The 22,527-nt window shown below is 72.6% G+C and carries 24 protein-coding genes and 1 pseudogene; 16 read left to right on the plus strand and 9 right to left on the minus strand.

Annotated elements, in window-relative coordinates:
- The first annotated feature begins 405 nt into the window (after positions 1-405).
- From mshA to E1212_RS26120, 4 genes are all read left to right on the plus strand, one after another.
- A complete protein-coding gene (gene mshA, locus E1212_RS26105) occupies positions 406-1,674 on the plus strand; it encodes a D-inositol-3-phosphate glycosyltransferase (RefSeq protein WP_238992489.1) in 1,269 nt (422 codons plus the stop codon).
- On the plus strand, positions 1,671-2,165 hold the full coding sequence (locus tag E1212_RS26110) for a type III secretion system chaperone family protein (protein WP_131987954.1): 495 nt from the start codon (positions 1,671-1,673) through the stop codon (positions 2,163-2,165). Before mshA ends, E1212_RS26110 begins: the two co-directional genes overlap by 4 nt.
- A gap of 10 nt (positions 2,166-2,175) precedes the next feature.
- Positions 2,176-2,922 (plus strand): phosphoglyceromutase, encoded by a 747-nt coding sequence (locus E1212_RS26115; protein ID WP_131987956.1) that lies wholly within the window; start codon positions 2,176-2,178, stop codon positions 2,920-2,922.
- A gap of 230 nt (positions 2,923-3,152) precedes the next feature.
- Complete coding sequence (locus E1212_RS26120; protein ID WP_131987958.1) at positions 3,153-3,830, plus strand: FadR/GntR family transcriptional regulator; 678 nt, start codon at positions 3,153-3,155, stop codon at positions 3,828-3,830.
- A 1-nt stretch (position 3,831) separates the two neighbouring features.
- Here the strand turns inward: E1212_RS26120 and phoU are convergent, their stop codons facing one another.
- Positions 3,832-4,509: a phosphate signaling complex protein PhoU gene (gene phoU / locus E1212_RS26125; protein ID WP_238992490.1), complete on the minus strand. Its 678-nt coding sequence runs from the start codon at positions 4,507-4,509 to the stop codon at positions 3,832-3,834.
- Positions 4,510-4,683: 174 nt separating this feature from the next.
- On the opposite strand from phoU, the gene E1212_RS26130 reads away from it, so the two are divergent.
- Positions 4,684-5,865, plus strand: coding sequence for a sensor histidine kinase (locus tag E1212_RS26130; RefSeq protein ID WP_131987960.1), 1,182 nt, complete (start codon positions 4,684-4,686; stop codon positions 5,863-5,865).
- A complete protein-coding gene (locus E1212_RS26135) occupies positions 5,862-6,542 on the plus strand; it encodes a response regulator transcription factor (RefSeq protein WP_131987962.1) in 681 nt (226 codons plus the stop codon). The genes E1212_RS26130 and E1212_RS26135 overlap by 4 nt, the downstream gene beginning before the upstream one ends.
- A 7-nt stretch (positions 6,543-6,549) precedes the next feature.
- On the opposite strand, the gene E1212_RS26140 is transcribed toward E1212_RS26135, so the two are convergent.
- Positions 6,550-7,176: a hypothetical protein gene (locus E1212_RS26140; RefSeq protein ID WP_131987964.1), complete on the minus strand. Its 627-nt coding sequence runs from the start codon at positions 7,174-7,176 to the stop codon at positions 6,550-6,552.
- 293 nt (positions 7,177-7,469) lie between these two features.
- On the opposite strand from E1212_RS26140, the gene E1212_RS26145 reads away from it, so the two are divergent.
- The 3 genes from E1212_RS26145 to ispF are packed head-to-tail and all read left to right on the plus strand — an operon-like array spanning position 7,470 to position 9,153.
- Positions 7,470-7,952, plus strand: coding sequence for a CarD family transcriptional regulator (locus E1212_RS26145; RefSeq protein WP_026877634.1), 483 nt, complete (start codon positions 7,470-7,472; stop codon positions 7,950-7,952).
- 32 nt (positions 7,953-7,984) lie between these two features.
- Complete coding sequence (gene ispD, locus E1212_RS26150; RefSeq protein ID WP_131987966.1) at positions 7,985-8,665, plus strand: 2-C-methyl-D-erythritol 4-phosphate cytidylyltransferase; 681 nt, start codon at positions 7,985-7,987, stop codon at positions 8,663-8,665.
- The gene (gene ispF / locus E1212_RS26155; protein ID WP_131987968.1) at positions 8,662-9,153 is read left to right on the plus strand and encodes a 2-C-methyl-D-erythritol 2,4-cyclodiphosphate synthase; all 492 of its coding nucleotides are present in this window, start codon (positions 8,662-8,664) and stop codon (positions 9,151-9,153) included. Before ispD ends, ispF begins: the two co-directional genes overlap by 4 nt.
- On the opposite strand, the gene E1212_RS26160 is transcribed toward ispF, so the two are convergent.
- Both E1212_RS26160 and E1212_RS26165 read right to left on the minus strand, forming a co-directional pair.
- A complete protein-coding gene (locus E1212_RS26160; protein WP_203417236.1) occupies positions 9,089-10,321 on the minus strand; it encodes a cation:proton antiporter in 1,233 nt (410 codons plus the stop codon). The genes ispF and E1212_RS26160 overlap by 65 nt on opposite strands.
- A 72-nt stretch (positions 10,322-10,393) precedes the next feature.
- Entirely contained in the window at positions 10,394-11,140 is a 747-nt protein-coding gene (locus E1212_RS26165) for an SDR family NAD(P)-dependent oxidoreductase (protein WP_131987970.1), read from the minus strand.
- 143 nt (positions 11,141-11,283) lie between these two features.
- Here E1212_RS26165 and E1212_RS26170 point away from each other — a divergent pair, with 143 nt between their 5' ends.
- A complete protein-coding gene (locus tag E1212_RS26170; RefSeq protein WP_131987972.1) occupies positions 11,284-12,579 on the plus strand; it encodes an L-fuconate dehydratase in 1,296 nt (431 codons plus the stop codon).
- Positions 12,570-13,549 (plus strand): annotated as a pseudogene (locus tag E1212_RS26175) (aldo/keto reductase). The gene E1212_RS26170 and the pseudogene E1212_RS26175 overlap by 10 nt, the downstream one beginning before the upstream one ends.
- On the opposite strand, the gene E1212_RS26180 reads toward E1212_RS26175, so the two are convergent.
- Positions 13,500-14,141: a phosphatase PAP2 family protein gene (locus E1212_RS26180; RefSeq protein WP_162605633.1), complete on the minus strand. Its 642-nt coding sequence runs from the start codon at positions 14,139-14,141 to the stop codon at positions 13,500-13,502. The pseudogene E1212_RS26175 and the gene E1212_RS26180 sit on opposite strands and share 50 nt — an antisense overlap.
- Before the next feature lie 163 nt (positions 14,142-14,304).
- Here E1212_RS26180 and cysS point away from each other — a divergent pair, with 163 nt between their 5' ends.
- The 4 genes from cysS to E1212_RS26200 all read left to right on the plus strand — a co-directional run bounded on the left by cysS (position 14,305) and on the right by E1212_RS26200 (position 18,782).
- The gene (gene cysS / locus E1212_RS26185) at positions 14,305-15,753 is read left to right on the plus strand and encodes a cysteine--tRNA ligase (RefSeq protein WP_131987977.1); all 1,449 of its coding nucleotides are present in this window, start codon (positions 14,305-14,307) and stop codon (positions 15,751-15,753) included.
- Positions 15,753-16,733 (plus strand): 23S rRNA (guanosine(2251)-2'-O)-methyltransferase RlmB, encoded by a 981-nt coding sequence (gene rlmB, locus E1212_RS26190; protein WP_131987979.1) that lies wholly within the window; start codon positions 15,753-15,755, stop codon positions 16,731-16,733. Before cysS ends, rlmB begins: the two co-directional genes overlap by 1 nt.
- A gap of 73 nt (positions 16,734-16,806) precedes the next feature.
- Entirely contained in the window at positions 16,807-17,958 is a 1,152-nt protein-coding gene (locus E1212_RS26195; RefSeq protein ID WP_131987981.1) for an acyl-CoA dehydrogenase family protein, read from the plus strand.
- Positions 17,955-18,782: a TrmH family RNA methyltransferase gene (locus tag E1212_RS26200; RefSeq protein WP_131987983.1), complete on the plus strand. Its 828-nt coding sequence runs from the start codon at positions 17,955-17,957 to the stop codon at positions 18,780-18,782. The genes E1212_RS26195 and E1212_RS26200 overlap by 4 nt, the downstream gene beginning before the upstream one ends.
- Here E1212_RS26200 and E1212_RS26205 read toward each other — a convergent pair.
- Together E1212_RS26205 and E1212_RS26210 are read right to left on the minus strand one after the other, a co-directional pair.
- On the minus strand, positions 18,761-19,477 hold the full coding sequence (locus tag E1212_RS26205; protein ID WP_131987985.1) for a hypothetical protein: 717 nt from the start codon (positions 19,475-19,477) through the stop codon (positions 18,761-18,763). The genes E1212_RS26200 and E1212_RS26205 overlap by 22 nt on opposite strands.
- A 165-nt stretch (positions 19,478-19,642) precedes the next feature.
- A complete protein-coding gene (locus E1212_RS26210; RefSeq protein ID WP_238992492.1) occupies positions 19,643-21,226 on the minus strand; it encodes an MFS transporter in 1,584 nt (527 codons plus the stop codon).
- Between the two features lie 135 nt (positions 21,227-21,361).
- Between E1212_RS26210 and E1212_RS26215 the strand changes: the two genes are divergently transcribed.
- The gene (locus E1212_RS26215; RefSeq protein ID WP_131987987.1) at positions 21,362-21,742 is read left to right on the plus strand and encodes a YciI family protein; all 381 of its coding nucleotides are present in this window, start codon (positions 21,362-21,364) and stop codon (positions 21,740-21,742) included.
- Here the strand turns inward: E1212_RS26215 and E1212_RS26220 are convergent.
- Both E1212_RS26220 and E1212_RS26225 read right to left on the minus strand, forming a co-directional pair.
- Positions 21,730-22,281, minus strand: coding sequence for an N-acetyltransferase (locus E1212_RS26220; RefSeq protein ID WP_131987989.1), 552 nt, complete (start codon positions 22,279-22,281; stop codon positions 21,730-21,732). The genes E1212_RS26215 and E1212_RS26220 overlap by 13 nt on opposite strands.
- 32 nt (positions 22,282-22,313) lie before the next feature.
- The coding region (locus E1212_RS26225; protein ID WP_131987991.1) for an LPXTG cell wall anchor domain-containing protein at positions 22,314-22,527 on the minus strand (214 nt) is incomplete at its 5' end.

Genomic DNA, 22,527 nt, shown 5'->3' on the forward strand with positions numbered 1-22,527 from the left:
GGGTGTCCGTCGGCGGCTGCTCTGCCGGCAGCGTCGCGGCGCGGCCGGAACCGCCCGGGCTGGCCGACGCCGGCTCGTCCCCGCCGAACTGGTTCAGGCCGATGAGCACGGCCGAGACCACGGCGACGGCGAGCACGGCGATGAGCAGGCCGAGTTTCCTGCCTCGCGTCACGATTGTTCCTTCCCCTCCCGACGACGTCCCCTCGACGCCGCTCCCACCCTGAAAGACTCGTTGAGCCGCGACCAGGTTGCCTTAGCAACACGACAATGTGTATTACGACTCGGTCTCGAAGTCACGGAGCCTTCGGGCTTTCAAGATCTTTGTCGCGAATCGGTCGTTATCGCATGCGCTCAGGCACTGTGCCAGGGAATCGGGCGCCGCCGCAGCCGGTTGAGCGATCTGTGATGTCGGGCACGCGCGGACCGCGCCGGGTGATGATGCTGAGCGTCCACACCTCCCCGCTCGACCAGCCCGGCGGCGGCAACGCCGGCGGCATGAACGTCTACGTCGTCGAGCTGGCCCGCCGGCTCGCCCGCCTCGGCGTCGAGGTCGAGGTGTTCACCCGGGCCACGTCGTCGGGCCAGCCGCCGGTGGTCGAGACGTCACCGGGCGTCCTGGTGCGCCACGTCGCCGCCGGCCCCTACGAGCTGCTGCCCGTCGCCGAGGTGCCGGCCCAGCTGTGCGCGTTCACGTCCGGCGTGCTGCGCGCCGAGGCGAGGCGCCCGCCCGGGTGGTACGACCTGGTGCACTCGCACTACTGGCTCTCCGGCCACGTCGGCTGGCTCGCCACCAGCCGTTGGGGCGTGCCGCTGGTGCACTCGATGCACACCATGTCGAAGGTGAAGAACCTGGCGCTGGCCGACGGCGACCGGCCGGAGCCGCGCGAGCGCGAGCTCGGCGAGGAGCAGGTCGTCGAGGCCGCCGACCTCCTGGTCGCCAGCACCGCCGACGAGGCCGATCAGCTGGTCGGGCTGTACGGAGCCGACCCCGCCCGCGTGGCCACCGTCCCGCCGGGGGTCGACCTCGACGTGTTCTCGCCCGGCCCGGCGGCCGCGGCCCGGGTCCGGCTGGGACTGCCCTCGGACGCCGTCGTGCTGCTGTTCGCCGGGCGCATCCAGCCGCTCAAGGCTCCCGACGTGCTGGTGCGGGCGGCATCGCTGCTGCTGGCCCGCGACCCGGCGCTGCGCGAGCGGCTGGTCGTGGCCGTCGTGGGCGGGCCGTCGGGGTCCGGCATGGCCGAGCCCCACGCGCTCACCCGGCTGGCCGACTGCCTCGACATGGCCGACGTCGTCCGGTTCGAGCCGCCGGTCGGGCAGCGGGCGCTGGCCGACTGGTACCGCGCGGCCGACCTCACCGCCGTCCCGTCCTACAGCGAGTCGTTCGGCCTGGTCGCGCTGGAGTCGCAGGCCTGCGGCACACCGGTGGTGGCGGCCGCGGTGGGCGGGCTGCGCACCGCCGTCTCCGACGACGTCTCCGGCGTGCTCGTCGACGGCCACGATCCCGCCGACTGGGCCGGTGCCGTCGCCGGGCTCGTCGGCGATCCCGGGCGGCTGCGCAGGTTGGGCGCCGGCGCGGTGGCGCACGCGGCGGAGTTCGGGTGGGACGCCACGGCGGCTCGTATGCTCGACGTCTACACGACAGCGTTGCGGCGCCGGCAGGTGATGACAGCATGACGACCGACGACGGTCCCGCCGCGGTCGTCCGCGCCTACCTGGCCGGCTCCGGGCAGCCGTGGCACGAGCCCGCGCCCGGCGAGTTCGCCGTCGAGCTGCCCGGCGAGCGCAAGCTGACGACGGCGTGCAGCCTCGCCGTCCGCGACCACAGCCTGGTCGTCAGCGCGTTCGTCGCCCGCAGGCCCGACGAGAACCACGAGGCCGTGTACCGCTGGCTGCTCGAGCGCAACGCCCGGCTGTCGGGCGTCGCCTTCGCCGTCGACCCCGTGGGCGACGTGTACCTCGCCGGGCGGCTGCCGCTGCACGCCGTCACCCCCGATGAGCTGGACCGGCTGCTGGGGGTCGTGCTCGACACCGCCGACTCCTCGTTCAACACCATCCTCGAGCTCGGCTTCGCCTCGTCCATCCGGCGCGAGTGGGAGTGGCGCCTCGCCCGCGGTGAGTCCACCCGCAACCTGGCCGCCTTCGAGCGTCTGAGGCCCGCCCCGTAAGCTCTGTCACATGACGTATCGCCTGGTGCTGCTCCGTCACGGCGAGAGCGAGTGGAACGCCAAGAACCTCTTCACCGGGTGGGTCGACGTCGACCTCACCGCGGCCGGCGAGGCCGAGGCCCGGCGCGGCGGCGAGCTGCTGAAGTCGCGCGACGTGCTCCCCGACGTCCTGCACACGAGCGTGCTGCGCAGGGCCATCCGCACCGCCAACATCACCCTCGACGTCGCCGACCGGCACTGGGTCCCGGTGCGGCGGTCCTGGCGGCTCAACGAGCGCCACTACGGCGCGCTGCAGGGCAAGGACAAGAAGCAGACCCTGGCGGAGTTCGGCGAGGAGCAGTTCATGCTCTGGCGCCGCTCGTACGACACCCCGCCGCCGCCCATCGATCCCGGCGACGAGTTCGCGCAGACCGGCGACGCCCGCTACGCCGACCTGCCGCCCGAGCTGCTGCCGGCCACCGAGTGCCTGAAGGACGTGCTCGAGCGGTTCCTGCCGTACTGGTACGACGCCATCGTGCCCGACCTGCGCCTCGGCCGCACCGTCGCCGTGGTCGCGCACGGCAACTCGTTGCGGGCACTGGTCAAGCACCTCGACGACGTCTCCGACGACGCCATCGCGGGCCTGAACATCCCCACCGGCGTGCCGCTGGTCTACGAGCTCGACGAGTCGCTGCGCCCGGTGAGCCCCGGCGGCGAGTACCTCGACCCCCAGGCCGCGGCGGCCGCCATCGAGGCGGTCAAGAACCAGGGCCGCTAGCCTCGTACGAAGCGGTTCGCAGGGGCGTCACCAGGCAGGTCCTGGTGGCGCCCTTCCGCGTCAGACATATGACGAGTTCGCTCATGCCGTGCTGATTCCTGGTGCGCCTCTGGACACGTGCACCATCATCCTGGCCGCGCTGGTGCTCGCCCGGCTCACCACCGGCAGGGCCCAGGATCGACCGGCCCGCGCGCGTATAGTCCGCTCAGGGCCGCAAGGGGGAACGACGCATGGCAGTGACCGACGTCGCGATCGAGAAGATCAAACAGATGATCGTCAGCGGGGAGCTGAGCCCGGGCGACCGGCTGCCGCGCGAGGCCGATCTCGCCGAGCGGCTCGGGCTCTCGCGCAGCTCCCTGCGCGAGGCGGTCCGGGCGCTGTCGCTGATCCACGTGCTCGACGTGCGGCAGGGCGACGGCACGTACGTCACCAGCCTCTCGCCCCACCTGCTGCTCGATGCCATGGCGTTCGTCGTCGACTTCCATCGTGACGACACCGTCCTGCACTTCCTCGAGGTGCGCCGCATCATCGAGCCGGCCGCCGCGGCCATGGCGGCCCTGCAGATGACCGACGACGCCATCGAGAAGCTCGAGCAGATCATGGCGCCGCTGGGTCCCGACGCCGACGTCGAGGAGCTGGTCACCAGCGATCTCGAGTTCCACCGGCTCATCGCCGAGGGCTCCGGCAACCCGGTGCTCTGCTCACTGGTCGAGAGCCTGTCCGGGCCCACCCACCGGGCCCGGGTCTGGCGCGGACTGACACAGGAGGCGGCGGTGGCGCGCACGCTGGCCGAGCACCGCGCCATCGTCGAGGCCATCAGGGCGCGTCAGCCCGACGTCGCCCGCTCGTGGGCGACGGTGCACGTGGCCGGGGTCGAGCAGTGGCTGCGCGAGGCGCTGACGGCCTAGCTCAGTGGCCGGCGGTGCTGTCGGCCCACTCGATCTCGCCGGTGACGAGGTAGCGCACATTGATGGCGATGTGCACGGCGTGGTCGGCGAACCGCTCGTAGTAGCGGCCCAGCAGCGCGATGTCGACGGCGGCCTCGACGCCGCGGTCCCACTCGTCGTCGAGGAGCACGGCGAACAGCGACCGGTGCAGGTGGTCCATCTCGTTGTCGTCCTGGGCGAGCTCGGCGGCCGCGCCGAGGTCGCGGGTGCGCAGCACCTCGGTGGCCTTGCTCGACATCTCGCAGGCGGCCTTGCCCATGGCCGCGAACGTGGCCCGCAGCTCCTCGGGCACGGCGTGGTCGGGGTAGCGCATGCGCGCGACCTTGGCGACGTGGACGGCGAGGTCGCCCATGCGCTCGGCGTCGGACGTGGTGCGCATGGCGGACGTGACGATGCGCAGCTCGGAGGCGACCGGCCCCTGCGTGGCCATGAGCTCGAGCACCTGCTCGTCGATCTCGAGCTGGTCGCGGTTGATGCTGGAGTCCGACGCCATGGCCTGCTCCGCCGCGTCGAGGTCGGCCTCGAGCAGCGCCTTCGTGGCCAGGCCCATCAGTTCGCCGGTCTTGCGGATCATGCCGATCAGCCGGCCGTTGACCTCGTCCAGCTGCTCGTGGTAGGCCTCACGCATTGGCTTCGTCATCCTGTTCACTGGAGGGGCGGGCAGGTTGCTCCCGTCTGATCAGCGTAGGTGCATTGGGTGGACGAGCATCGCCACAAGGTGAACGCGCCCCGAAGTCTCGGTGAACAAGCGACCGAAACCGCGGCGTGAAGTGTCTTGAAGTGGAGATGAACTCCGCTGTGGCACATACCATCGGTGGATGTGGATGCCGTGACAGCCGGAGCGCTGGCCGCGTGTGTCGGCGCAGCGGTCGGCCTCGCGGCGGGCCTGGCGTTCAAGGCCAGTGAGCGCGCCCAGCACCCGCCCGAACCCCCGCGGACGTCCCGCGTGCCCGAGGGCGTCGACGAGGTGCTCTCCGTGCTGCGCTCCAGCGCCATCGTCCTCGACAGCTCCCTCGACGTCGTCAAGGCCAGTCCGTCGGCGTACGCCTTCGGCCTGGTCCGCCACGACCGCGTCGCCGTTCCCGAGCTGGTCGAGCTGACCGAGCGGGTGCGCCGCGACGGCCAGATCCGCGAGGTGCAGCTCGAGATCCCGCGCTCGCGCGACACCACGCAGACGCTGTACGTGTCGGCCCGGGTCGCCCCGCTCAACAGCAAGCTGCTGCTGGCGCTGGTCGAGGACCGCACCCACGAGATCCGCGTCGACGAGGTCCGCCGCGACTTCGTCGCCAACGTCTCCCACGAGCTCAAGACCCCGGTGGGCGCGCTGCTGCTGCTCGCCGAGGCGGTCGAGGACGCCAAGGACGACCCCGAGGCGGTCCAGCGCTTCGCCGACCGCATGCAGCGCGAGGGCGCCCGGCTCACCCGCCTGGTGCAAGAGATCATCGACCTCTCGCGGCTGCAGTACGACGACCCCGTCGCCTCGCCCGAGTCCGTCGACGTCGACAGCGTGGTCGAGGCCGCGCTCGACCGCAGCCGGGTCGAGGCCGAGAAGCACAAGATCCGGCTCACGTCGGGCGGCACGCCGGGGCTGCAGGTACTGGGCAACATCGAGCAGCTGGTCATCGCGCTGGGCAACCTCGTCGAGAACGCGGTGAACTACAGCCCTCCCAATACCCGCGTGGCCGTCGGAGTACGCCGTCGCGACGACCTCGTCGAGGTCAGCGTCACCGACCAGGGGTTCGGCATCGCCGAGAGCGAGCTGGACCGCATCTTCGAGCGGTTCTACCGCGTCGATCCCGCTCGTTCGCGGGCCACCGGAGGCACCGGCCTGGGGCTGTCCATCGTCAAGCACATCGCCGCCAGCCACGGCGGCGAGGTAGGCGTGTGGAGCGTGCAGGGAGCAGGGTCCACCTTCACCCTGCGACTGCCGCTGCACCCGCAGCGAACCGGGCAACCGTCCGCGTTCGAGACGCCAGTTGGTAAGGAGACGCCGTGACCCGCGTGCTCGTCGTCGAGGATGAGGATTCGTTCAGCGACGCCCTGTCGTACATGCTCCGGAAGGAGGGCTTCGAGGTCGCCGTCTCCGTGACCGGCGACGACGCCCTCGACGAGTTCGACCGGGGCGGAGCCGACCTCGTACTGCTCGACCTCATGCTGCCGGGCCTGTCCGGGACCGAGGTCTGCCGCCAGCTGCGGCAGCGCTCCAACGTCCCGGTCATCATGCTGACCGCCAAGGACTCCGAGGTCGACAAGGTCGTCGGCCTCGAACTGGGCGCCGACGACTACGTCACCAAGCCGTTCTCCTCACGCGAACTGGTCGCTCGCATCCGCGCCGTCCTGCGCCGCGGCACGGAGCCGACCGAGGCCAGCCAGGCCGTCCTGGGCGCCGGCCCGGTGCGCATGGACGTCGACCGCCACGTGGTCACCGTCAACGGCGACACCGTCCGGCTGCCGCTCAAGGAGTTCGAACTGCTCGAGCTGCTGTTGCGCAACGCCGGCCGGGTCCTGACCCGGGCGCAGCTGATCGACCGCATCTGGGGCGCCGACTACGTCGGCGACACCAAGACGCTCGACGTCCACGTCAAGCGGCTGCGCGCGAAGATCGAGCCCGACCCCGCGGCACCGACCTACCTGCTGACGGTCCGCGGCCTCGGCTACAAGCTCGAGGCCTGACCCCGCGTCAGTCGGTGGGCTCGTCCGTGGGCTCGTCGGCGGGGCCGCCGGTGGGTTCGTCCCCCGGCGGCTCCGCGCCGTTCGTGGCCTCGTCCGCCGGCGCGCCGGTCGCCTCCTCGGTGGGCGCGCCGTCGCCGGGAGCCTCGGACGGGCGGCGCTGCTCGGCCGGCAGCGCCTCGGCGTACTGGCCCTCGGCGGGCCGCACGAGCGCCCGGACGGTGGTGCGCGGCGCGGCGCCGAACCGGAACTCGACGGCGACGGTGTGCCCGGGGTCGGCGTCGACGTCGAAGCCGTCGACGCGGTCGCCGTCGGGACCGAGGTCGGTGATGCCGCTCACCGGGATCTCGACCGGGCCGTCCGCGAGCTCGGCGGTGACGTCGCCGATGCGGACCTCGACCAGCTCGTCCTCGGCCGCGCCCCGGTTCGTGAGCGTGGCGACGACGGTGGCCGTGCCCTCGCCGTCGGAGATCACCTGGACGTTGCGCAGGCCGATGTCGCCGGCCTCGGTGTTGACGCCGTTGTCGGCCGGGTACCACCGCTGCGTCTGCTCGTGGATGCCGCAGCCGGCCGCACTCAGTGCCAGTGCCAGGACCGGGACAGCGGCGACGAGCAGACGCCGGACAGCAACCTTCACCACGTGCTCCTCGATTGCGGGCTCAGTGCGGACACACCGCGGACAAGGTTACCGACGTGGTCGGCGCGACCGGTCACCGGCACCCGCTCCTACCTGGCGGTACGCCGAGATCGTCGACCTTGCAATGGGGCGAAACGGACAGTACGGATCGGCCGCCGACGGCGTATGACGCCCGGCCGCAGCACGCCGAATGGCGATTTGTCAACCCCCACCACGGGCGCTGACCAGCACAAACACTCATCCGAGTCGAAAAAATCGTGCTACCATAGGTGAGGGAAAGGGGACAGGAACACATGACTTTCAAGGTCGGCGAAACGGTTGTCTACCCCCATCACGGGGCCGCGCTCATCGAGGCGATCGAGTCCCGGGTCATCAAAGGAGAGGAACGCCAGTACCTCGTCCTGAAGGTCACGCAAGGTGACCTGACCGTTCGCGTCCCGGCTGACAACGTCGACCTCGTCGGCGTACGCGATGTCGTCAACCAGGAGGGGCTCGACCGCGTGTTCGAGGTGCTGCGCATGCCGCACACCGAAGAGCCCACCAACTGGTCGCGCCGGTACAAGGCGAACCTCGAGAAGCTGGCTTCGGGCGATGTCATCAAGGTGGCCGAGGTCGTGCGCGACCTGTGGCGCCGCGAGCGCGACCGCGGGCTGTCCGCGGGCGAGAAGCGCATGCTGGCCAAGGCTCGTCAGGTGCTCGTCTCCGAGCTGGCGCTGGCCGAGAACACGAACGAGGACAAGGCCGAGACCCTGCTCGACGAGGTCCTCGCGGGCTGACACACGCGCGTCGTTCGGGGCATGATCCCGTCGTGAGCGTCGCGTGCATCGTGGTCGCCGCCGGTCGTGGCGAGCGGCTGGGAGAAGAGCGCCCGAAGGCGTTCGTCGAGGTCGGCGGACGTCCCCTGGTCTGGCATGCGCTGCAGGCAGCGGCCCGGTCCGCCCGGGTCTCGTACGTCGTCGTCGTGGCTCCCGGCGGGTTCGAGGGTGACCCCGCGCTCAGTGGCGCGGACGCCGTCGTTCCCGGCGGCGCCACCCGGCAGCACTCGGTCGCGAACGGCCTCGCCGCGCTGCCGCCCGAGACCGGCGTCGTCCTGATCCACGATGCCGCGCGCTGCCTGGCGCCGCCGTCGCTCTTCGACGACGTGGCGGCCGAGGTCCTGGCCGGGTACGACGCCGTCATTCCCGGGCTTGCCGTCGTCGACACCCTGAAGGTGGTCGACGGCGCCGGGCGGGTCACCGCCACTCCTGACCGTTCGCAGCTGCGCGCCGTCCAGACCCCGCAGGGCTTCGCCCGCGCCGTCATCGACCGCGCGCACGCCGCAGCCGTCGAGCGCGGCGACACCGACGCCCCCGACGACGCCTCGCTGGTCGAGCGGCTCGGCCTGCCCGTGCACGTCGTCGCCGGCCACGCCGACGCCTTCAAGGTCACCCGGCCGCAGGACCTGCTGCTCGCCTCGACGGTGCTCGCCCGGCGGGCGGCCGCCGTATGAGCACGCCATCGCTTCCTCGCACGGGCCTGGGCGTCGACGTCCACCGCCTCGAGCCCGGCCGCCCGTGCTGGGTCGCCGGCCTGCTCTGGCCCGGTGAGCCGGCCGGCCCGGTCGGCCACTCCGACGGTGACGTCGCCGCCCACGCGCTCTGCGACGCGCTGCTCTCCGCCGCCGGGCTCGGCGACCTCGGCGCCGTCTTCGGCACCGACCGGCCCGAGTGGGCCGGCGCCTCCGGCGTCGCCCTGCTGACCGAGACCGCCCGGCTGGTCCGCGCGGCCTCCTTCGAGATCGGCAACGCCGCCGTCCAGGTGGTCGGCGTCCGCCCCCGCATCGGCACCCGCCGCGACGAGGCCCGGTCCGTGCTGTCCGAGGCCATCGGCGCGCCGGTCAGCGTCAGCGGCACCACCACCGACGGTCTCGGGCTCACGGGCCGGGGCGAGGGTCTGGCCGCACTGGCGACCGCGCTGGTGTATCCCGCGGCGAGCTGACCAGGTCCGCGTCGAGCAGCCGCAGCGCGATCGCGGGGAAGATCAGCACCGACAGCATCCCGGCGCCGACCAGGGCGCTGGCGAGGTCCGACGACAACACGCCCTGGTCCTGCGCGATCCGGGTGATCACCACGAGCAGCGGCAGCGCCGTCGCCGCCAGCAGGCCCATCGCCACCGCGGGCCGGAGACCCAGCGCCCGGTGCTGCAGCAGTGTCGTGGGCGCGCCGCGCACGACGAGGAAGAGCACGAGGAACACCGGGAGCAGCGCCAGCGTCGCCGGGTCGGAGAGCGCGCCGACGTCGAAGCGGACGCCGCTGACGATGAAGAAGATCGGGATGAAGAAGCCGAACCCGAGGGCCTCGAGCCGCTTCAGCACCTCGTCGGACTCGCGCGGGACGCCGGTGTCGAGGAACAGGTGGATCACGACACCGGACGCGAACGCGCCCAGCACCGGATCGAGGTCGAGGCTCTCGGCGAGCGCCACCATCGCGACCGAGATCAGCACGCAGAACCGCACCGCCACCTGGGCGCTGGTCCCGAGAGTCACCGTGACCAGCCGGGCGACCGCGGGATGCCGCGGCCGCCGGGCCAGTGCGGCCGCCCCGGCCGCGACGACGCCGAACAGCACCAGGACGAAGGTCATGTGGGTCGGCCGCTCCCCGCTCAGCGCGAACGCGACGGCGACGATCGGCAGGAACTCGCCGGTCGCCCCCACGGCCAGGAAGCGGGTCCCGAACTCGGTCCGCACCAGCCCACGGTCGCGGAGCACGGGCAGGATCGCGCCGAGCGTCGTGGTGGTCATGGCCAGGCCGACCACGAGCCCGGCGGCCACGCTGCCGCCGATCAGCAGGCCGGCCGCGACGCCCAGGGCCAGCGAGGCGAACCAGGCCCACACCGCGGCCCGCAGCGGCGCGCCGCGGATGAGCCGGAACTCGAGCTCGTACCCGGCCAGCAGCATGAGGAAGGCCAGCCCGAGGTCGGAGAGCGCGTCGACGATCCCGGTCGCGCGGACCCAGTCGAGGACGGCCGGCCCGATGAGGACGCCGAACCCGATCTGCCACACGACCGACGGCACCGTGACGAACCGCGAGACGCGGTCGGCGAGGATCGGGGCCAGCACGGCGACCGCCAGGACCACGGTCAGCATCACCGACGACTCGCTGGTCACAGTCCACCCCCTGCGCCCGGTATGGGATCAATCTAGGGGCAGCGGGCCGGGGTGAGACGTGCTCGCGCGGCGCTATGTGCGCAGGCGCAGGCCCTGCATGCCGCCGTCGACGGCGAGAGTGGTGCCGGTGGTGGAGCCGGAGTGGGGTCCGGCGAGGTAGGCGATGGCGTGCGCGATGTCGCCCGGCGGGACGAGCCGGCCGGTGGGCTGGCGGGCCTCGAGGGCGGCGCGCTCGGCGGCGGGATCGGGGGCGGCATCGAGGAGGCGGCCGACCCAGGGGGTGTCGGCGGTGCCGGGGTTGACGGCGTTGACGCGAATGCCGTCGCCGATGTGGTCGGCGGCCATGGCGAGGGTGAGCGAGAGGACGGCGCCCTTGGTGGCGGAGTAGAGCGCGCGCTGGGGGAGCCCGGCGGTGGCGGCGATGGAGCAGACGTTGACGACGGCCGCCCGCTCGGAGCGGCGCAGGTGTGGCAGTGCCGCGCGGGCGACGCGCACCATGCCGAGGACGTTGACGTCGAAGACGCGGTGCCACTCGGTGTCGGGGTTGTCGGCGATGGTGCCGGCGGCGCCGATGCCGGCGTTGTTGACGACGATGTCGAGGCCACCGAAGCGGTCGGCGACGGCGGCGACGGCCGCGGCGACGCCGCCGGAGTCGGTGACGTCGCACTCGAGGGCGAACAGCGAGCCGGGCGCGTCGTCGAGCTTGCGGTCCAGGATGGCGACGCGGGCGCCGCGCTCGGCCAGCAGTTCGGCCGTGGCCAGTCCGATGCCCGAGGCACCGCCGGTGACGATCGCCGTCAGCCCGTCGAAATCGCCCATCGTCCGCTCCCGGTCGTTCGGCACTGGATCGCGAGACATCCTATGTCATCTGAGTCAGACTCCGAGGAGATCCACGTCTTCTGGCACACTATGCGCACAGACATCCGATGTTCGCGTGTCGTGCCGTGACCAGAAGGGCTGCCATGAGCCAGATCACCGCTCTCGAGACGTTCGACCTGCGCTTCCCGACGTCGCGCTTCCTGGACGGGTCCGACGCGATGAACCCTGATCCGGACTACTCGGCGGCGTACGTGGTGGTACGAACCGATGACGGTGACGGCTCGGCCGGGCACGGGTTCGTGTTCACCATCGGCCGGGGTAACGACGTGCAGGTGGCGGCCATCGATGCACTGGCGCCGCTGGTGGTGGGCTGCCGGCTGGAGCCGCTGCTGGACGACCTCGGGAGCACCTGGCGGCGGCTGGTGCACGACTCGCAGCTGCGCTGGCTGGGGCCGGAGAAGGGTGTCATGCACATGGCGATCGGCGCCGTGGTGAACGCACTGTGGGATCTGAAGGCGAAGCGGGCCGGGCTGCCGCTGTGGCGGCTGCTGTCGGACCTGTCGCCGGAGCAGCTCGTCGACCTGGTCGACTTCCGCTACCTCACCGATGTGCTGGACCCGATCGAGGCGCTGGACCTGCTGCAGGCGGCGGAGCCCGGCCGTCCGGAGCGTCTCGAGCGGCTGCTGGCCGAGGGGTATCCCGCGTACACGACGACGCCGGGTTGGCTGGGCTACGACGATGCGAAGCTGGCCCGGCTGACCCGCGAGGCGCTGGAGGCGGGGTTCACGCAGATCAAGCTGAAGGTCGGCGGCGACCTCGACGACGACGTGCGCCGGCTCGGCATCGCGCGGGACATCTGCGGGCCGGACATCCGCATCGCCATCGACGCCAATCAGCGGTGGGGGGTCGACGAGGCGGTGCGGTGGGTGAAGGAGCTGGCGCCGTTCGACCCGTGGTGGGTCGAGGAGCCGACCAGCCCCGACGACGTCCTCGGTCACGCGACGATCGCGCGGCGGATCGCGCCGGTGCGGGTCGCGACCGGTGAGCACGTCGCGAACCGGGTGATGTTCAAGCAGCTGCTGCAGGCCGGAGCGGCGCAGTTCGTGCAGATCGACGCCACCCGGGTGGCCGGGGTGAACGAGAACCTGGCCATCCTGCTGCTCGCGGCCAAGTTCGGCGTCCCGGTCTGCCCGCACGCCGGCGGGGTCGGGCTGTGCGAGGTGGTCCAGCACCTGGCCATGGCCGACTACGTCGCCGTCTCCGGGTCGCTGCACGACCGGGTGATCGAGCACGTCGACCACCTGCACGAGCACTTCGCCGACCCGGTCCGCATCGAGCACGGCCGCTATCTCGCGCCGACGCGGCCCGGCGCCGGGACGGAGATCCTGGTCCCCTCCATCCAGGCGCACCGGTTCCCGGACGGTGCCGTGTGGGCCTGAGCCTCTCCCGGCTGGGGTTCGGGGCCGCGCCGATCGCCGGGCTCTACACCCCGGTCGACGACGACACCGCGGCCGCCACCGTCGACGCCGCCTGGGACGCCGGGGTGCGCTCCTTCGACACCGCACCCCACTACGGCCTCGGCCGCTCCGAGACCCGCCTCGGGCGGGCCCTCCGGGGCCGGCCCCGCGACGAGTACGCCGTGTCGACGAAGGCCGGCCGGGTGCTGGTCCCCGCCGCCGGCGGCGGGTCGGACGAGGCCGACGGGTTCGCCGTCTCCGCCACCCACCGCCGGGTCTGGGACTACTCCCGCGACGGCATCCGCCGCAGCCTCGACGACAGCCTGCGACGCCTGGGCCTGGACCGCGTCGACCTGCTCTACCTGCACGACCCCGAGAACCGCATGGCCGAGGCGCGGAACACCGCGATCCCCGCGCTGACCGAGCTGCGCGACGAGGGCGCCGTCACCGCCGTCGGGGTCGGCTCCAAGGACGCCGCCGCCCTCACCACCCTCGTCGGCGACGGCGGGCTCGACGCCGTCATGGTCGCCGGCCGCTACACCCTGCTCGAGCAGCCCGCCCTCGACGCGCTGTTCCCCGCCTGCGAGGCCGCCGGTGTCGCCGTCGTCGCCGCCGGGATCTTCAACTCCGGTCTCCTCGCCACCGCCGCCCCGGACCCGAACAGCACCTACGAGTACGGCGCGGTCCCGCCCACGTGCTGACCCGGACCCGCGAGCTCGCCGCCGTCTGCGCCCGGCACGGTGTCACCCTCCCCCAGGCCGCGCTGCACTACGTGCTGCGGCACCCACTGGTCCGGTCCGCCGTCGTCGGCATGCGCACCCCCGCCGAAGTCGGGCAGAACGCCGCGCACCTCGGCACGGCCGTTCCGGACGAGCTCTGGGCCGACCTCGCCGGCAGCGGGCTCATCGCTGCCGGCGCCGCCAGTGCACCGGCGGCGCGCGCAACACCGTGACCGACACCATGAGGGCCAGCAGCCCCAGCGCGAACCCGCCGGGGATGTCGCTGAGCCAGTGGTAGTCGAGGGCGGTCATGAGGAATCCGGTGACCAGCACCCCTGCCGCGGCCACGCAGGTGTAGCGGCGGAACCGGGCGGGGTCGGGCTTCAGCCCCTGCGTGCCGAACAGCACGACCACCAGGAGGAACCAGGTGAGTGTGGCGTTGGCGGTGTGCCCGGACGGGAACGCCTGGCCGACGCCGTGCAGGACGTCCTGACCGCTGGCGGGGGGCGTGCGGCCCAGCCCGAACTTGATCCAGTAGCCGATGAACAGGACGGTGGCCAGCCCGGACGCGATGGCGACGAGCACCCGGACCCGGCGCTGCTTGTAGGCCACGTAGAGGCCGACGCCGGCGATGACGGGCAGTGTGTAGAGACGCTGCCCGCCGAGGCTGGCCAGGGCGTCGAGCAGGGCCTTCGTGATGCCGTCGGGCTGGCGGGAGTCGACGTGGACGTGGAACGGCCAGTCCCAGGCGATGAACCAGCCGCGCTCGAGCACCTGCCAGGTCATGAGGCCCAGCAGGGCGGCGCTGGCGAGACCGGCGGACACCGACGGAGCCCACCACGGCCACTCTCGCCGGGTGGACACTCGGGTCGGAACGTCGTCGGTCACCATGGTCACCGTTCATTGTTCCCCATCAGGGCGTCGATCGGGGAACGGCGACGTCGCCCGGGCGGCCGTGCGCAGGCCCGGGAGTGGCTACCCTTGTCCGGTGAGTCTTCGCCTGTACGACACCGCCAGCAGTGAGATCCGCGACTTCGTGCCCGTCACGCCGGGCAAGGTCGGGATCTACCACTGCGGGCTGACCGTGCAGGGACCCCCGCACATCGGCCACATTCGCAAGGAAGTGGTCTTCGACGTGCTGCGGCGCTGGTTCGAGCACAACGGCCACGAGGTCACCATCGTCGCCAACGTCACCGACATCGACGACAAGATCCTCGTGAAGTCGGCCGAGGCGGGCCGGCCGTGGTGGGCGTGGGCGTACGAGAACGAGCGCGCGCTCGACGCCGCCTACGAGGTGCTGGGCTGCCTGCCGGCCACCTACCAGCCGCGGGCCACCGGCCACATCCCCGAGATGATCGAGCTCATGGAGCTGCTCATCGAGCGCGGGCACGCCTACGCGGCCGAGGACGGCTCCGGCGACGTCTACTTCGACGTGCGGTCGTGGCCGTCGTACGGCGAGCTGTCCGGCCAGAAGATCGACGAGATGGAGCCGGCCGCCGACGCCGACCCGCGCGGCAAGCGCGACCCCCGCGACTTCGCGCTCTGGAAGGGGCACAAGGGCGGCGAGCCCGAGACCGCCTCGTGGCCGGCGCCGTTCGGCCGCGGCCGCCCCGGCTGGCACCTCGAGTGCTCGGCCATGGCCGGCAAGTACCTCGGCGACGAGTTCGACATCCACGGCGGCGGCATCGATCTGCGCTTCCCGCACCACGAGAACGAGCTGGCCCAGTCGCGGGCGGCCGGACATCCGTTCGTCCGGTACTGGATGCACAACGGCTGGGTCACCACCGCCGGCGAGAAGATGAGCAAGTCGCTGGGCAACTCGCTGCTGGTCGCCGACGTCGTGCAGCGCATCCGCCCCATCGAGCTGCGTTACTACCTCGCCGCGCCGCACTACCGCAGCCACGTCGAGTTCTCCGAGGACGCGCTGGCCGAGGCGGCCGCGGCGTTCCGGCGCATCGAGGGCTACGTGGTGCGCGCCACCGAGGTCACCACCGACGTCAGGCCCGCGGCCGACGTTCCGTCGGCGTTCCGGGCGGCCATGGACGACGACCTCTCGGTGCCGCAGGCGCTGGCCGTGCTGTTCGACACCGTCCGCGAGGGCAATACGCTGCTCACGTCGGGCGAGCGGGTCGAACTGCGGTCCAACCTCGCGTCGGTGCGGGCCATGCTCGGCGTGCTGGGGCTCGACCCGCTCGCCGAGCCGTGGCTGGGCCTCGGCACCATCGGCAGCGGCGGCGACCGGCTGCGCGGCGCCGTCGACGTCCTGGTCCACACGGTGCTCGAGCAGCGCCAGCAGGCCCGCGAGAACCGCGACTTCGCCACCGCCGACGCTCTGCGCGACCGCCTCAAGGCCGCCGGCATCGTCGTCGAGGACAACCCCGACGGCACTCGTTGGCAGCTTGCCGACGAGCCCGGTGACCATGGAGGCACGAACTGATGGCCGGCAACTCCCAGCGCCGCGGCGCCATGCGCAAGACCGGCACGAAGAAGGGCATGGTCGTCGGCTCCGGCGGGCAGCGGCGCAAGGCGCTCAAGGGCAAGGGCCCCACGCCGAAGGCCGAGGAGCGCACGGGGCACGTGGCCGCGCGCAAGGCGGCCGCGTCCCGCAAGGCGGCCGAGAAGGAGAACGCGCCCCGTCGTGGCGGCGGCACCGGGCGGCCGGGTACCGCCGAGACGGTCGCCGGGCGCAACGCCGTCGTCGAGGCGCTGCGGGCCGACGTGCCGGTCAAGGCTCTCTACATGGCTGAGCGCATCGACAGCGACGACCGCATCCGCGAGATCCTGAAGATCGCCACGAGCCGCGGGCTGCCGCTGCTCGAGGCGCCGCGCTCCGAGCTCGACCGCGTCACCGGCGGCGCCGTCCACCAGGGCGTGGCGCTCACGCTGCCGCCGTACGAGTACGCCGACCCCGCCGACCTCGTCGCCGCCGCGTTCGACACCGGCGAGGTGCCGCTGATCGTGGCTCTCGACGGCGTCACCGACCCACGCAACCTCGGCGCCGTCGTCCGCTCGGCCGCCGCGTTCGGCGCTCACGGCGTCGTGGTGCCCGAGCGGCGCAGCGCCGGCATGACGGCGGGCGCCTGGAAGACCTCGGCGGGGGCGGCCGCGCGCACGCCGGTCGCCAAGGCCACCAACCTGGCCCGGGCGCTGCGCGCCTACCAGGACGCCGGGCTGTTCGTCATCGGGCTCGACGGCGACGGCGAGACCGACATCGCCGAGGCCCGCGCCCTCGACCAGCCGGTGTGTCTGGTGGTCGGCTCCGAGGGCGCCGGCATGTCCCGCATCGTCACCGAGACCTGCGACCTGGTCGTGCGCATCCCCATCGTGAGCAGCGTCGAGTCGCTCAACGCCGGTGTCGCGGCCGGGGTGGCGCTCTACGAGATCACCCGGGCCAGGAGTGTCAGCGGGCCACGGTAGGCTACGGCCGTCCCACTGACGCCGTCGTTCGGGCGATCCCCGGTCGCGGTGCCGAACGCGGAGGTATCCGGACGTGTCCGTGGAGCGCATGCTGCCCACGCTCGAGGCCGACGACCTGATCGGCCTGGTTCGCGACATCGCCGAGCGCGAGCTGCGGCCCCGCGCCGCGGCCGCGGAGGAGGCGGGTGAGTATCCGCGCGACCTCGTCAGGATGCTGGGCCGCGTCGGCCTGCTCGGCCTGCCGTACGAAGAGGTCTACGGTGGGGGCGCCCAGCCGTACGAGGTGTACCTGCAGGTCCTCGAGGAGCTGGCCGAACGCTGGGCCACCGTCGCGCTGACCGTCAGCGTGCACTCGCTGTCGTGCTGGCCGCTGGCCACCCACGGCACGCTCGAGCAGCGCAAGCGCTGGCTGCCCGACCTCATCGGGGGCGACCTGCTGGGCGCGTACTGCCTGTCCGAGCCGCAGGCCGGCTCCGACGCGGCCGCCATCACCACGCGGGCGGCGCGCGACGCCGACGGCTACGTGCTCACCGGCACCAAGGCGTGGATCACCCATGGCGGCATCGCCGACTTCTACACGGTCTTCGCCCGCACCTCCGACAACGGCTCGCACGGCATCTCGTGCTTCCTGGTGCCGGCCGACACTCCGGGACTGTCGTACGGTGCGCCGGAGAAGAAGATGGGCCTCACCGGCTCGCCGACCACCATCCTCAACCTCGACGGCGCCCGGGTGCCGCTCGAGCGGCGCATCGGCCGCGAGGGCGACGGCTTCGGCATGGCACTCGAGGCGCTGAACTCCGGCCGCCTGGGCATCGCCGCCATCGCCACCGGCCTGGGCCAGGCGGCCCTGGCGGCGGCGGTCGAGTACGCGCGCGAGCGTGAGCAGTTCGGCAAGCCGATCATCGACCACCAGGGCCTGGGCTTCCTGCTGGCCGACATGGCAGCGGCGGTCGAGAGCGCCCGCGCGCTCTACATCGTGGCCGCCCGCCGCCGCGACGCCGCGCAGCCGTTCCGGCACCAGGCGAGCGTGGCCAAGCTGGTGGCCACCGACAACGCCATGCGGGTCACCACCGACGCCGTCCAGGTGCTGGGCGGGGCCGGGTACACCCGCGACCACCCGGTCGAGCGGTACTTCCGCGAGGCGAAGGTCATGCAGATCTTCGAGGGCACCAACCAGATCCAGCGGCTGGTCATCTCGCGCATGCTGAGGTCCGGCGAGCGTTGAGGAGTGTCGAACGCCGCAACGCCACGTTCCAGCAGTGGCAGGCGCTGCTCACCAACCGCGCGAAACGGCAGGCGAGCGGCGAGCTGATCGTCCAGGGCGTCCGGCCCATCTCGCTGGCCGCCGCGGCCGGGGTGCCGTTCGTGTCGCTGCTGTTCGACGGCCGCGCGCGGCCGTCGTCGTGGGCGGCGGACCTGATGGCGTCGGGCCTGGCACCGGTCGTCCGGGTGGCGCCGGACCTGCTGGCCGAGCTGGGGGAGCGCTCCGACGGCGCGCCGGAGCTGCTCGCCGTCGTCCGCCACCCCGGCGTCGACGACGTGGCCGTGCTGCCCGACGTGGGCGACGTGCGTGACGTGCTGGTCGTCGCGTTCGACCGGCCGTCGTCGCCCGGCAACATCGGCTCGCTGGTGCGCTCGGCCGACGCGCTGGGCGCGCACGCCGTCGTGGTGACGGGGCATGCGGCGGACCCGTGGGACCCGCAGTCGGTGCGGGCCAGCACCGGGTCGATCTTCTCGCTGCCCGTGTTGCGGCTCAGCGGGCCGGCGCCGTTGCTCGAGTGGGCGGCCGGGCGCGCGACCGTCGTCGGCACCGACGAGACCGGCGACGTCGACCTGCCGGCCGCCCCGCTGACCGGTCCCGCCGTCGTCGTCATCGGCAACGAGACCACCGGCATGAGCCGGGCCTGGCGCGACGGCTGCGACGTGACGGTCCGGATCCCCATGACCGGCGGTGCCAGCTCCCTCAACGCGGCCGCAGCCGGCGCCGTCGTCCTCTATGAGGCGCTGCGCCAGCGGAGTGAGGCGTCTCAGCGGCCGGTGGCGTCGTAGGTCAGGGTCAGCCGGCCGTCGGCCCAGCGCACCCGCAGCGCCGTCAGCACGCCGAGGAGCACGATCACCACGCCGACCATCTCGGCCGCCTCTTCGAGCGTCATCACCAGGTGCCGCCACAGGTACCGGGCGCCGGCGTCGGCGAGCAGGACGTTGAGGACCTCCATGCCGAGCGCTCCCGCGATCGACGTGGCGAGGCCGGCGAGGATGACCGTGCGCGGGCGGGCCGGGATGACCCGGAACGCCGGCACCAGGACGACGAGGGACAGCACCAGCACCGCCGCGGCCGGGATCGTCCAGCCCAGGCGCGCGAGCAGCGAGCCGCTCTCGAACACGGCGGCGGCCCACTCCGCGCCGCGCTCGTGCAGCGACACGATCTCGTCGAGCGAGAGCAGCGCGAACACGGCGGCCAGCACCACCCAGGCTCGCCCCGCCTTCCGGGTCTCGGCCAGGCGCCCGGCGACGACGGCCGTCAGGGCGCAGGCGATCAGCAGCGCGGAGGTCCACCAGCTCGCCAGCGAGCGCTCGTGGCCGCCGTTCAGCAGCGCCAGCACGTCGGCCGGGGCGCCGTCCGGACGGGCCAGGCTGCGCACCGCGACGGCCGCCAGGTGCAGCGCCACGACGGTGGCGCAGAGCAGTAGCAGGACCTTGCCGATCGTGTACCGGACATCGTCCCGTTCCGCCGGGGGAGTCATGAACCGGAGCCGACCAGCGGGGTCTTTCATGAACGCACGGTAACAGCCAGTTGTACGGATTCTTGCCTTCCAGATATGCATCAGGGAGTGTCGCTCGTGCACGCGAGAGCCGGGGCCGGTCATGACGACCGGCCCCGGCTTCGGAAGGAGGAGGGAGGGAGGGGATCAGGCGGCGACGGGCTCCGGCTCCGGGTCGACCGTGGCCGCGGTCTCGTCCGCGACCGGGGCCGGCGGCTGGAACCGGCGGAAGAGCACCACGCCGACCACCGCGAAGGCGATCATGGCGACCGAGCCGATGCTCGCGACCGTGTTCAGACCGGTCATGAAGGCCTCGCGAGCGGCGTCCAGCAGCGGAGCCGCGACGTCGGCCGGCAGCTGGATGGCGGCCACGGAGGCGCCGGCCAGCGAGTCCTGCGCCGCGGCGGCCAGGTCGGCCGGGGTGCCCTCGGGAACGGTCAGGTCGGAGCGGTAGACGGCGGTGCCGAGGCTGCCCAGGGCGGCGATGCCGAATGCGATGCCGAACTCGCCGCTGGTCTCGGAGACCGAGGCCGCGGAGCCGGCCTTCTCCGGCGGGGCGGAGCTGACGACGATGTCGGCGGTCAGGGCGGCGCCCGGGCCCAGGCCCACGGTGGCGACGATCAGGCCGCCGACGATCAGGCCGAGGCCGCCGGTGGCGCCGGCCTGGGTCATCACGAGCAGGCCGACACCCGCGAGGGCCATCCCGCCACCGATCACCCAGCCGGCGCCGACACGCTGGCTGAGAGCCGGACCGAACATCGTCCCGCCGATCATCGCCACGGAGGGCGGCACCAGCCACAGCCCGGCCTGCAGGGGAGACAGGCCCTCGACCAGCTGCAGGTACTGGCTGACGAAGAGGAAGATGCCGCCCATCGCGAACCCGCCGACGGAGAAGATGCCGAGGGCCGAGGTGAAGCGCTTGTTCTGGAACAGCCGCAGGTCCAGCAGCGGGTCGGTCAGCCGCAGCTGCCGGCGGACGAACGCGACGCCCACGGCCACACCGACGACGATCGCGCCGACTGCGACGGTGCTGACGCCGTCCTTCGCGAGCTCCTTCAGGCCATAGATGGCCGGGAGGATGGTGCCGAGCGACAGGCCCACGCTGACCAGGTCGAGCCGGCCGGCGTCGGGGTTGCGGTGCTCGGGCAGCAGGACCGGGCCGGTGGCCAGCAGCAGGACCATGACCGGGACGCCCAGCAGGAACACCGAGCCCCACCAGAACGCCTCGAGCAGGATGCCGCCGACGGCCGGGCCGAGCGCCGTCCCGCCCATGAAGCAGCTCATCCACACGGCGATCGCGACGCCGCGCTGCTTCGGGTCCTTGAACATGTTGGTGATGAGGCCCAGCGTCGACGGCATCAGCGTCGCGCCGGCGATGCCCAGCGCCGTCCGGGTGGCGATCAGCATCTCCGCGCTGGAGGCCCAGGCCGCGGCCACCGAGGCGGCGGCGAAGAAGACCGCGCCGATCATCAGCAGCTTGCGCCGGCCGATCCGGTCGCCCAGGGTGCCCATGGTGATGAGGAAGCCGGCGACCATGAAGCCGTAGATGTCGGTGATCCAGAGCAGCTGGGTGCTGGTCGGCTGCAGGTCGGCCGCCAGGTGCGGCAGAGCCAGGTAGAGCACGCTCATGTCGAGCGCGAGGAGCAGGGTGGGCAGGGCCAGGACGGCCAGGCCGATCCACTCTCGCTTGCCGGCTCGCTCGGTGGGAGCCGAGGTGTCGATGGTCGTCACGGTGATCCCTCTCTCAGGTCCTTCTCGATCGCGCTGTCACCCGGTACGTCGCGGTGGCCTCGGCGATTTCGACATCGCCCACGCGACGACTTCATGTGACCTGGGTCACATGCCGATCGTGAGAGGGTGGACCCCGTGAAATACCTCTTGCTCATCTACAACACCGCGACCGGCCCCGACCCTGACGCCGACGCGCGCCTGCAGGGCCACATCACCCTGTTCAACGAGCTCGACGCCTCGGGGACGGTGCTCAGCTCGGCTGCTCTCAGCGAGGACGCCGGCGTGCGGACGGTCCGGATCTCGTCCCGCGGCGGCGCGCCCGCCGTCACCGACGGCCCGTTCCTCGAGGCCAAGGAGCTGCTGGCCGGCTACTACCTGGTCGAGTGCGAGACACCCGACGAGGCGGCGGCCATCGCGGCTCGCATCCCCTGCGGCGTGGGCGGGGCGGTCGAGATCCGCCCGGTGAACGAGCTCGTCACCGACACCGTCCGCGGCGACGCGCCCTACCGGATCTGACGGCGGTAGCCGACGGTCCGGTGCCGTGCGGCGAAGCCGAGCGACCGGCACAGCCCGGCCGCGGCCAGGTTCTCGGCGTCGTGGTTGACGCTGACGGTGGTGAGGCCGCGCTCGCGCATGAGCCGCAGCCCGTGCGCCATGACCGCCGAGGCCGAGGCGGCGGAAGTCGCCGTGGGTGCCGACGGGCTCGAAGTGCCCGGCGCCGTTGTCTCGTCGAACCAGACGACCGCGAACGCGGCGACTCGGCCGTCGGGTGACTCCGCGACGAACTCGCGCCCGGGATCGTAGCCGGGCTTGTCCATCACGGCGGCCCGGTACCGCTGACCGGTCCAGTCGTCGCCGAGCCCCCGCCCCCGCACGTCGTCCCAGACCCGGAACCGCTCGAAGCCGAGCTCCTCGAGCAACCGGATGCGGCAGCTCGCCGACCGGCCGGCGGCTGGGATCCAGCCGGCCACCGTCCGCTGCAGCAGCGGCAGGTCGGCGTCGGCGTACGGCCCCCGGTCCAGAGCGGACGAGGGGCGGGCCGCCGTCGTGGTCACCCGCCCCTCGTCATCGTGCTGCTCCTCGTGCCCTATGCGACGGTGCCGCGGCGGTAGCGGTACAGCAGCGCCGCCCCGGCCACCAGGGCCGCGCCCAGCATCACCAGGACGCCGGCGCTGCCGGCTCCGGTGTCGGGCAGGTCGTCGACATCGGTGGGCGACGGCGACGGCTCCTCGGTCGGCTCCTGGGTGGGCGTGGGGCTCTCGGTGGGCTCGTCGGTCGGCTCGTCCGTGGGCTCCTGGGTC

This window comes from Jiangella ureilytica, from assembly GCF_004348545.1.
Taxonomy (GTDB): domain Bacteria; phylum Actinomycetota; class Actinomycetes; order Jiangellales; family Jiangellaceae; genus Jiangella; species Jiangella ureilytica.

Coding starts and splice junctions, on each gene's coding strand:
- mshA (WP_238992489.1), top strand. CDS start 406: ATGTCGGGCACGCGCGGACCGCGCCGGGTGATGATGCTGAGCGTCCAC.
- E1212_RS26110 (WP_131987954.1), top strand. CDS start 1,671: ATGACGACCGACGACGGTCCCGCCGCGGTCGTCCGCGCCTACCTGGCC.
- E1212_RS26115 (WP_131987956.1), top strand. CDS start 2,176: ATGACGTATCGCCTGGTGCTGCTCCGTCACGGCGAGAGCGAGTGGAAC.
- E1212_RS26120 (WP_131987958.1), top strand. CDS start 3,153: ATGGCAGTGACCGACGTCGCGATCGAGAAGATCAAACAGATGATCGTC.
- phoU (WP_238992490.1), bottom strand. CDS start 4,509: ATGACGAAGCCAATGCGTGAGGCCTACCACGAGCAGCTGGACGAGGTC.
- E1212_RS26145 (WP_026877634.1), top strand. CDS start 7,470: ATGACTTTCAAGGTCGGCGAAACGGTTGTCTACCCCCATCACGGGGCC.
- ispF (WP_131987968.1), top strand. CDS start 8,662: ATGAGCACGCCATCGCTTCCTCGCACGGGCCTGGGCGTCGACGTCCAC.
- E1212_RS26165 (WP_131987970.1), bottom strand. CDS start 11,140: ATGGGCGATTTCGACGGGCTGACGGCGATCGTCACCGGCGGTGCCTCG.
- E1212_RS26170 (WP_131987972.1), top strand. CDS start 11,284: ATGAGCCAGATCACCGCTCTCGAGACGTTCGACCTGCGCTTCCCGACG.
- rlmB (WP_131987979.1), top strand. CDS start 15,753: ATGGCCGGCAACTCCCAGCGCCGCGGCGCCATGCGCAAGACCGGCACG.
- E1212_RS26205 (WP_131987985.1), bottom strand. CDS start 19,477: ATGACTCCCCCGGCGGAACGGGACGATGTCCGGTACACGATCGGCAAG.